Origin of the sequence: Streptomyces sp. NPDC001634 (genome assembly GCF_040298185.1) — a bacterium.
Lineage (GTDB): Bacteria > Actinomycetota > Actinomycetes > Streptomycetales > Streptomycetaceae > Streptomyces.
On sequence record NZ_JBEOZU010000095.1, the window covers coordinates 26,614 to 34,336 of the forward strand.

At 71.3% G+C, this 7,723-nt stretch carries 8 protein-coding genes; 4 read left to right on the forward strand and 4 right to left on the reverse strand.

Annotated features, from left to right (window positions below; genetic code table 11):
• Positions 1-118: 118 nt before the first annotated feature.
• The 3 genes from ABT186_RS39820 (at position 119) to ABT186_RS39830 (ending at position 4,189) form a co-directional block, all read left to right on the forward strand.
• Positions 119-1,090: an LLM class F420-dependent oxidoreductase gene (locus tag ABT186_RS39820; protein ID WP_351231675.1), complete on the forward strand. Its 972-nt coding sequence runs from the start codon at positions 119-121 to the stop codon at positions 1,088-1,090.
• Positions 1,091-1,146: 56 nt separating this feature from the next.
• Positions 1,147-2,397 carry a 4-hydroxybenzoate 3-monooxygenase gene (locus ABT186_RS39825; RefSeq protein WP_351929248.1) on the forward strand — a complete coding sequence of 417 codons (1,251 nt, stop codon included), beginning with the start codon at positions 1,147-1,149 and terminating at the stop codon, positions 2,395-2,397.
• Between the two features lie 142 nt (positions 2,398-2,539).
• The gene (locus tag ABT186_RS39830; protein WP_351929250.1) at positions 2,540-4,189 is read left to right on the forward strand and encodes a serine/threonine-protein kinase; all 1,650 of its coding nucleotides are present in this window, start codon (positions 2,540-2,542) and stop codon (positions 4,187-4,189) included.
• A 148-nt stretch (positions 4,190-4,337) separates the two neighbouring features.
• On the opposite strand, the gene ABT186_RS39835 is transcribed toward ABT186_RS39830, so the two are convergent.
• Together ABT186_RS39835 and tgmA are read right to left on the reverse strand one after the other, a co-directional pair.
• Positions 4,338-5,294 (reverse strand): MvdC/MvdD family ATP grasp protein, encoded by a 957-nt coding sequence (locus ABT186_RS39835; RefSeq protein ID WP_351929252.1) that lies wholly within the window; start codon positions 5,292-5,294, stop codon positions 4,338-4,340.
• A gap of 14 nt (positions 5,295-5,308) precedes the next feature.
• A complete protein-coding gene (tgmA, locus tag ABT186_RS39840; RefSeq protein ID WP_351231667.1) occupies positions 5,309-5,500 on the reverse strand; it encodes a putative ATP-grasp-modified RiPP in 192 nt (63 codons plus the stop codon).
• A 251-nt stretch (positions 5,501-5,751) separates the two neighbouring features.
• Between tgmA and ABT186_RS39845 the strand changes: the two genes are divergently transcribed.
• Positions 5,752-6,039 carry a hypothetical protein gene (locus tag ABT186_RS39845; protein WP_351231665.1) on the forward strand — a complete coding sequence of 96 codons (288 nt, stop codon included), beginning with the start codon at positions 5,752-5,754 and terminating at the stop codon, positions 6,037-6,039.
• 42 nt (positions 6,040-6,081) lie between these two features.
• On the opposite strand, the gene ABT186_RS39850 is transcribed toward ABT186_RS39845, so the two are convergent.
• Both ABT186_RS39850 and ABT186_RS39855 read right to left on the reverse strand, forming a co-directional pair.
• Complete coding sequence (locus ABT186_RS39850; protein ID WP_351231663.1) at positions 6,082-7,065, reverse strand: aldo/keto reductase; 984 nt, start codon at positions 7,063-7,065, stop codon at positions 6,082-6,084.
• Between the two features lie 128 nt (positions 7,066-7,193).
• A partial coding sequence (locus ABT186_RS39855; RefSeq protein WP_351929254.1) for a helix-turn-helix domain-containing protein occupies positions 7,194-7,723 on the reverse strand: 530 nt, incomplete at its 5' end.

A 7,723-nucleotide genomic window follows, 5' to 3' on the forward strand; every position in this document is an offset into this window, starting at 1 on the left:
ACGGCGGCGGTTGGCTGTATGCGACATCCTTCCGCTGCGGATCGGGGCGTGTCCACGGGCGTCACCGGCGTATCTCCGCGCCCGGTTTTCGTGTCTCACGTCAGGGAACCCGCGCTTTATGGTGCAAATCGGATACACGATGATGACCGAGCAGGCGGGCCCGCGTGAGCTCGTCGACCATGTGGTGCAGGCCGAGGAGGCGGGGTTCGACTTCTCCGTGACCTCGGACCACTACTTCCCCTGGCTGCGGACGCAGGGGCATTCACCGTACGCATGGAGTGTGCTGGGCGCCGCCGCGCAAGCCACCTCGCACATTCCGCTGATGACGTATGTGACCTGCCCGACGGTGCGCTACCACCCGGCGGTGGTCGCCCAGAAGGCCGCGACCATGCAGCTGCTGTCCCAGGGCAGGTTCCGGCTGGGGCTCGGCTCCGGTGAGAACCTCAACGAGCACGTGGTGGGCGGGGGTTGGCCGTCCATCGAGGTGCGGCACGAGATGCTGGAAGAGGCGATCGGCATCATCCGCGCCCTGTTCGGCGGCGGTCATGTCAGCCACCGGGGCACACATTTCGCCGTGGACTCGGCGCGGCTGTGGGACCTGCCGGACGAGCCGCCGCCGATCGGCGTCGCCGTCTCCGGCGAGCGCTCCTGCGCACTGGCCGGCCACCTCGCCGACCTCGTCATCGCCACCGAACCGAAGCCGGAGCTGCTCGCTTCCTTCGACCGCCACGGAGGTGCGGGCAAACCGCGCGTCGGACAGTTGCCGGTCTGCTACGACGGGGACCGGGATGCCGCCGTGCGGCGGGCGCACGACCAGTTCCGCTGGTTCGGCGGCGGCTGGAAGGTCAACTCCGAACTGCCGCACCCCGATTCGTTCGAGTCCGCCACGCGGTATGTCGCGCCCGAGGACGTGGCCGCCTCGATTCCGTGCGGTGACGACCCGTCGGACTTCGTCGAGGCCGTACGGCCCTATGCCGAGACGGGGTTCACCGAGATCGCGCTGGTGCAGATCGGGGGCGGGACACAGACCGAGTTCATGGAGTGGTCGGCCAAGGAACTGCTGCCGGCGCTGCGGGAGGGTCTGCGCTGACCGGCAACCGGGCTGCCACGGCGGGGCGTTGACCGTACGCCGCCATAATGTGCCGCATGATCACCTCGCCCCCCACATCCGTCCCTCCGTCCGAGCAGCGTGTCCCCGTCGTCATCGTGGGCGCGGGTCCCGCCGGGCTGACCCTCGCCAACGTCCTGCGGGACGCCTCCGTCGACTGCGTCGTCCTGGAGGGCGAGAGCAGGGAGTTCATCGAGCAACGGCCCCGGGCGGGGTTCATCGAGGAGTGGGCGGTGCGCGCGCTGGAGCGGCGCGGGCTCGCCGGGCGGCTGCTGGAGCGCGCACAGACGCACAGCGAGTGCGAGTTCCGCATCGGCGGGGAACGGCACCGGTTCGCGTACACGGAGGTGTCCGGACACCACCACTTCGTCTATCCGCAGCCGCTGCTCGTCACGGACCTCGTCCGGGAGTACGCCGACGTCAAGGACGGCGACATCCGGTTCGGCGTACGCGACGTGGAGTTGCACGGCATCGACACAGAGGACCCGTCGGTGTCGTACACCGATCCGGACTCCGGCGAACGCCGCCGGATCGGGTGCGACGTCGTCGCCGGCTGCGACGGCGCCCGCGGGGTGACCCGGGCCTCGCTGCCGCAGGAGCGGGGCCACATCGCGCGGCTCGACTACGGGGTCGGCTGGCTGGCGCTGCTGGCCGAGGCACCCCCGTCGTCGGACTGTGTCGTCTTCGGGGTTCATCGGCGCGGTTTTGCCGCACATATGGCCCGCAGCCCGCAGGTCACCCGCTACTACCTGGAGTGCCCGCCCGGCGACGACCCGGAGAACTGGCCGCACGAACGCGTCTGGTCCGAGCTGCGCGCCCGGCTGTCCGTGGCGGGCGCGCCGCCGCTGACCGAGGGACGGCTGATCGAGAAGCGCGTGCTGGACATGCACAACTACGTGGTGCAGCCGATGGCGTACGGAAGGCTGTTCCTGGCGGGCGACGCGGCCCACCTCGTGGCACCGATCGCCGCGAAGGGCATGAACCTCGCCCTGTACGACGCGCTGCTGCTCGCGGACGCGCTCGTCGCGTACTACCGCTCGGGCGACACCGGCGGTCTGCGCGGGTACTCGGCGGCCTGTCTGCGACGGGTGTGGGAGTACCAGGAGTTCTCGGAGTGGTTCGCCGAACTGGTGCACGGCCCTTCCTCGGGCGATCCGTTCCGCGCGGGCAACGCCACCGCCCGGTTGCGACGGCTGTTCGACTCCCCCGCCGCGGCTGCCGCGTTCGCGGAGTCGTACATCGGCTCGTCCGGCGAGGTAACCAACGGTAAACTACTCGCCGGTAGGTGAAGGGGTGTTTTCGCACGTGTGAGCGGTGGAAGCGGTGCCGAGGAAATCCAGCGCGTAGAAATCTCCTTTCTTTGAACACCCACCGTCACCTCCGCCGTACATCCGGGAAACGGGAGAGTCCGGTGCGCAGCGAGGGATGACGATGGACCACGGGCAGGTCTCCACACAGGAGTTGATCGCCGGCCGGTACCGGACAGTCGAGTCCGTTCACCAGGAGGAGGGACGGTCCGTCTGGCTGGGCGAGGACATCGAACTCGGGCGGCCGGTCATTCTCACCGAGACGCGGCTCGCGCCTCTGCAGCCCGAGGTCACCCCGCGCCGCACGGTCGCCCGGATCCTGCGTGACTCCGAGGCCATGGAACTGCTGTGCCCGGGCCGGGTCGCCGCCGTCCTCGAAGTGATCGACGACAACGGTGTCCTGTGGACCGTGATGGAACGGATCGAGGGCACTCCCTTGGGGGAGATTCTCGACCGCGGCCCCCTCAACTACGTACGGGCGGCCCGTATCGGCCTCGGCGTCCTCGATGTGCTGGAGGCCGCCCATCGGCGGGGCATGACGCACGGAGACCTGAGCCCCGGTCAGGTGTTCGTGCAGGACGGCGGCGCGGTCGTGGTGACCGGGTTCGGGCTGATCGGCTCGTCCGTCATCCAGCGGGTCACGGCTCCGTCGTACGCCTCCCCCGAACAGGCCCGCGGCTCCAGCGCGGGGCCGGCGGCGGACCAGTGGGCGCTGGGAGCGCTGCTGTACGCGATGGTGGAGGGACGTCCGCCGGTCAAGGACCGGGGCCCGGTCGAGGCGACCCTGCGCGCCGTGGACAAGTTGCCACTGCGCTCCCCGTCGAACGCCGGCCCGCTGGCGCCCGCCATCACGGGACTGCTGCGCCGCGACGCCCTGGAGCGGGTGCCGGAGTCCGCGGTGCGCGCCTCCCTGATGCGCGTCGTGAGCGAGGAAGTCGACGAACCCACGGAGGAGACGCTGTTGCCGCGTTTCCGGGGTGCGTGGCTGGCCGCCTCCCGTGCGGGGCGGGGCTGGAGCAGTCCGGCCGTTCGCCGGTCGGTGCTGGTCGGGGCGGGACTCGCGGTCGCGGCCTCCTCGGTCGCCGTCCTCGTCACCGCGGGGCGGCCGGACGACAGCGGCGCGTCCGCGACCGGCACGGAGTCGTCCCGCTCCGCCTCGCCGTCCGGTTCGGCCGCTCCGTCGGGCGACAGCGGCGCCCACGGGACGCTCTCCCCCGGATCGAACGGCACGAGCGGGAAGGGCGGAACAAGTACGGCTCCGTCCCCGTCCCCGTCCCCGTCCGCGTCGTCGAGCGCCACCCGGGATCCGGCCTTGGAGTTCCACCGCTACGTCGCACCGGAGGGCTTCTCCATCGATCTGCCGCAGGGATGGAAGCGCATCCGCACCTACAAGGCGTCGGAAGGCACCTACCGGGTGACGTTCGGCGCGAGCGGGGACCCGCGCACGCTGGTGGTCACCTACAGCGTGCGCCTCGGTCCGGACCCGGTCGCGGTCTGGCGGGCGCTGGAGCCGTCGCTGAAGAGCACATACGCCGGCTACTCGCGGGTGGGCGACATCCGGGCGGTGACGTACCAGGGCCACAAGGGCGCCGACATGGAGTGGCTGTCCACGGTGGACGGCGTGCAGGTGCGCACCTTCGGCCGCGGCTTCCTGACCGGCGACGGCCACGGCTTCTCGCTGCGCTGGACGACTCCGGCGGCCGATGCGAACAGCAGAGCCAACCAGCAGACGCTGGCCGTCTTCCTCAGGACCTTCCGTCCGACGGCGTCCTGACGGCGCACCGGACATGCCTCGGCCCGGCCGGCGCGCGTCGGCTGGGCCATCACAGTGCTGGGGCGAGGTTGTCGTCCACTGGCGGCCTCATGGACGTACGTCGGTCGGGCGCGGCTGACGCGGCTGGTGCACCGCGCGCCGGGGCGGCTCACCAGCGGCTTTCCGGAGCGCGGCGGTCCGTCATCCGCTGCGCCAGCCACAGGGCGACCGCCTCCGCGATCGGCTGTCCGGTCTCCAGTTCGACGAAGCCGAACTGTCCGCCCTGGTTGCATTCCAGAAACCACCACAGCCCCTCCTCGTCCTCGGCGAAGTCGAAGGCGGCGTAGGCGAGTCCGGACAGCGCCAGATACTCGTGGACCGACTTCGCGATGCGCTCGGTCACCGTGGTGGTCTCCCAGGAGTACCCGGTGTCGCCGTACCGGCCGTCGACCTGCCCGGGCGCGGCCCGCTTGCGGGCGCCGAACAGACGGGTGCCGACACAGGTCAGCCGGATGTCGGCGCGCTTGAGGATGTAGCGCTGCAGCAGGGCGGGGCCGGCCGCCACGGCGGAGAAGTCGGCGTCGGGTCCGACGAGTGTGGTCGGCAGTGCCAGCGAGGGGTCGTCGGGGGGCGGTCCAGAGGCCGATTTCACGACCACGTCCCGGTACTCCTCGGCGAACTGCTGGGCGACGCGCGGGGCGGTGGTGATGACGGTCGGCGGCACGGCGAAGCCGCTGAGGTGCGCGACCCGCAGCTGCCACGGCTTGTAGCGGGCCTGGTCCGCGTTGCGCGGGTGGTTCATCCACCGGGTCGACGCCGAGTAGAGCATGCCGTACAGGGCCTGGCGGGTCTCGGCGGTCAGCCACGGCGAGGCATGCGCGGCGTGGGCGGCCGGTTCGCCCGGCCTGCGCACCCACACCGAGCGCAGGCCTCCCATGCTCAGGACGTGCCCGTTGACCGAGAGATGACCGTCGAAGTCACCGCGGGCGTAGTCGGCGGACAGCACCGCCTTGCCGGGGAGGTCGGCGGGGTCCAGCCGCATCACGGGAACACCCCGCTCGTGCAGCTTGGCCAGCGCCATGTCGGCGGTCACGTCCTGCTCCGACGTGAGGATGAGGACCGTCATCCGCGTACGGGCCGTCAGTCGTCGAAGTGGGTCTGGGAACCGGCGGTGGACGTCGTCGTGCCGGCCGCCAGCAGCAGGTCGCGGTCGCTCACGGCGGGACGGCCGTCGGGCAGCACGTTCAACTGCCGGGAGGCGTCGTAGTGGTACGGCGTCACCACCGCCGGAAGCCCTCTGGGCTGCGCGTAGTTGAGGGTGAACGGTCGCACGGGAAACCTCCACGTTCTTGGGGCGCCTCTTCCCAACCCTTTACGTCTTCCTCCCGTAAGGAATTCATCACTTTCCGCCACATCAGGGTGAAGGTCATCACATTGCCAGGACACAACCCCTTGGCCCCCGAGGCCGTCCCCGGCAAGCCGCATGCGCGCTGTCAGTGCCCTCGGCAACAATGCAGGGGAAAGATCATCTCGACCTCCGGGTGGGATGCCGTCCCGCCCGTGCCCCGAAAGGCTGACCGACCATGACGCGCCCTCGGCTCAGTTCCCGTGCTGCCGAAGTGCTGCGGCTGATCATGGACCAGCGTGTACCGGTATTCCTCACCGTCCATGCGAACGGGAGGCACCGGTACGGCTATTGGCAGTCCGGCGGTCGTCACATGGCGCTGCCCACCGACGAGTGCGACGCGCTGTATGGCGCCGGGCGGATCGTGCTCGGCGATCCGGTGGTCGACCGGGCCAAGACCACGTACCGGGTACGGGCCGCCGCGCGCGGCAGGTCCCGCGCGGCACACTCCGCCCTGACGGCCTGACCGGCCGGCGGCCTCCCGCCGGCCGGTCTCCCTGGCGTCCGTCTACCAGCGGTCCTCGACCTGCTCCTTGATCCGCCGGTCGTACAGCTCCCGGATCGCGTCGAGCGTGTCCTGCGGAAGCGGGGGCAGCTTTGCGGCCGCCGCATTGGCGCGGGCCTGGTCCGCCGAGCGGGCGCCGGGGATCACCGTGGTCACGCCGGGCTGCTGAATGATCCAGGCGAGTGCCAGCTGGGCCGGGGTGAAGCCCTCGGGGGCGAGCCCGGCGAACTCGGCCGCGGCCTCCACACCGGTCGCGAAGTCGACGCCGGAGAAGGTCTCTCCCTGGTCGAAGGCCTCGCCGTGCCGGTTGTACGAGCGGTGGTCGTTCGCGGCGAAGACCGTGTCCTTGGTGTACTTGCCCGACAGCAGTCCGGAGGCCAGCGGCACACGGGCGATGATGCCCACGCCCGCCTCCCGTGCGGCCGGGAGGACCTGCCGCAGGGGCTTCATCCGGAACGGGTTCAGGATGATCTGCACGCTCGCCACGTTCGGGCGCGCGATCGCGGTCAGCGCCTCGTCGCACGTCTCGACGCTCACGCCGTACGCGGCGATACGGCCCTCCTCGACCAGCGTGTCCAGGGCGTCGTACACCTCGTCGGAGGAGTAGACGGGCGTCGGCGGGCAGTGCAGCTGCACCAGGTCGATCCGGTCGACGCCGAGGTTGCGCCGGGAGCGGTCGTTCCAGGCGCGGAAGTTGTCCAGAACGTAGTTCTGCGGGATCTGGTCGACACGGCGGCCCATCTTGGTCGCCACCAGCACATGCAGATCGGGCCTGCCCAGCAGGAAGGCGGCGATGGTCTGCTCGCTGCGTCCGTCACCGTACACATCGGCGGTATCGAAGAAGGTCACTCCCGACTCGGCCGCCGCTTCCAGCACCTCGTGGGCGTCCTTGTCGTCGACGTCGCCCCAGTCCGCGCCCAGTTGCCACGTGCCGAGGCCGATGACCGACGCGTGCTGCCCCGACCTGCGGAATTCTCGCTCTTCCATACGGCCAGTCTGCCACCCGCACCCGGCCGCGCACGGTACGCCCCGTCCTGCGCGCCGCACCTGCGGGCGCGTTCAGAGGCGACGGGAAGGCCGCCGAGCCGGTCTCACGCACGCCCGCACAGCGGCGGTCAGCCGGTGGCGGGCGGCACGTCCCGGCGCAGTTTCCTTACCGCCAGGGCGAGTTGGAGTCGCAGCCGGCCCTGCGGGGAGTGCACGTCCCAGCCGAGCACGTGTTCCAGCTGGGCCAGGCGCTCCTGCAGCGTGGAGTGGTGCACCGTCAGCTCGACGGCGGCGGACCGCAGGCTCGGTGAGGACGCCACGGCGTGCAGGGTCGCAACCGCCCACGGGGACTCGGCGACGGCACGCTCCACGGCGAGCAGGTCCGGGATCGGCGGTGTGTCCGGGCCCACGGCGCCGGCGAGCAGGGCCAGGGCGCCCAGCTCGTCCGCGTGGACCGTGCGCGGGCCGGGGTCCTGGGCCGTTCCCTCGGCGGTGAAGCGGAGCGCGGTGCGGGCCGCCGCCCATGACTCCGGCAGTCGTACGGGCTCCACGGCGGGACCGATCCCGGCCCGGCGTGTGTCCGGTGCCCGCCGCTCCGCCCCGTCCGCGGGCTCGACCCGGGCTCCGCCGTCGTACAGCGCCACCGCGCGGGCCGGCC

What these genes read in the sequence shown, in the direction of transcription:
- ABT186_RS39850 (WP_351231663.1), bottom strand. Translation starts at nt 7,065, where the DNA reads ATGGAAGAGCGAGAATTCCGCAGGTCGGGGCAGCACGCGTCGGTCATC.
- ABT186_RS39830 (WP_351929250.1), top strand. Translation starts at nt 2,540, where the DNA reads ATGGACCACGGGCAGGTCTCCACACAGGAGTTGATCGCCGGCCGGTAC.
- ABT186_RS39825 (WP_351929248.1), top strand. Translation starts at nt 1,147, where the DNA reads ATGATCACCTCGCCCCCCACATCCGTCCCTCCGTCCGAGCAGCGTGTC.
- ABT186_RS39845 (WP_351231665.1), top strand. Translation starts at nt 5,752, where the DNA reads ATGACGCGCCCTCGGCTCAGTTCCCGTGCTGCCGAAGTGCTGCGGCTG.
- ABT186_RS39820 (WP_351231675.1), top strand. Translation starts at nt 119, where the DNA reads ATGGTGCAAATCGGATACACGATGATGACCGAGCAGGCGGGCCCGCGT.
- ABT186_RS39835 (WP_351929252.1), bottom strand. Translation starts at nt 5,294, where the DNA reads ATGACGGTCCTCATCCTCACGTCGGAGCAGGACGTGACCGCCGACATG.